Source organism: Chroococcidiopsis cubana SAG 39.79 (genome assembly GCF_003991895.1).
GTDB lineage: Bacteria > Cyanobacteriota > Cyanobacteriia > Cyanobacteriales > Chroococcidiopsidaceae > Chroococcidiopsis > Chroococcidiopsis thermalis.
The window spans coordinates 973-1,348 of the sequence record NZ_RSCK01000120.1; the positions used below are offsets into that span (position 1 = coordinate 973).

A 376-nucleotide genomic window follows, 5' to 3' on the forward strand; every position below is an offset into this window, starting at 1 on the left:
TGACAATTATTTAAAAATCTAGCGAATTCAAGTCATAAAGTTTCAGCTTTAAACAAAACCAAAAGCTGCAAACAATTTCCTATATTTGTCGAGACAGAAAAAATGGTTGCCCACTCCATTGTTGCGCGGAAATAGACTGCCATCTCTGTGCTTTAGTAAAAGCTTCCATGCGACTTAAACCAACCGTAATTAGGCGAATACTACCGTTCGACAGCTCGTGTAGCTTGACTAGCAAATCTTCATGAACGTCGATTTCACAAAGTTCTTTAGCTAACAAGCGTGTATCCTCTAGGTCGCAGGGTTGAAACTTCACCCACTGAGAAATCCGCCCTGCGACTATTTTACGATTGGCGATTTTCTTCTCCACACCGTCAAT

General features: G+C 41.0%; 1 pseudogene. It reads right to left on the bottom strand.

Annotation, left to right across the window (positions count from 1 at the left end):
* Positions 1 to 79: 79 nt before the first annotated feature.
* Positions 80 to 376 (bottom strand): annotated as a pseudogene (locus DSM107010_RS33135) (AAA family ATPase); the annotation flags it as partial.